The following is a 277-nucleotide window of genomic DNA, read 5'->3' as shown; positions in this document are numbered from 1 at the left end:
CTCGATCTCCGGCGGCTCTGCAGCCGATGTCGACAAGGCGGTTGCGGCTGCGAAGCAGGCGTTCGAAACCTTCTCGCTGACCTCGAAGGAGGAGCGTCTGGCGCTGCTGAAGCGGATTCTCGAATGCTATAATGAGCGCTTCGAAGATATCGCCCAGGCCGTCAGCCAGGAAATGGGTGCGCCGCTGCCATTCGCCCGCGATTCGCAGGCCGGGGTGGGGCGCGCTCACATGGAAGCGACGATCGCCGCGTTCGAGGAATACACATTCAGCGAAAAG

Annotated in this window: 1 protein-coding gene; it reads left to right on the top strand. The window is 62.1% G+C overall.

From position 1 onward, the window contains the following. Nucleotides 1–277 (top strand): aldehyde dehydrogenase family protein (locus tag SB772_RS40465; RefSeq protein ID WP_410838578.1); only part of this gene is annotated, 277 nt, incomplete at both ends.

It is taken from the genome of Paraburkholderia sp. SIMBA_030 (assembly GCF_046535245.1).
Taxonomy (GTDB): domain Bacteria; phylum Pseudomonadota; class Gammaproteobacteria; order Burkholderiales; family Burkholderiaceae; genus Paraburkholderia.
This window is presented reverse-complemented; position numbering and strand designations above follow the sequence as displayed.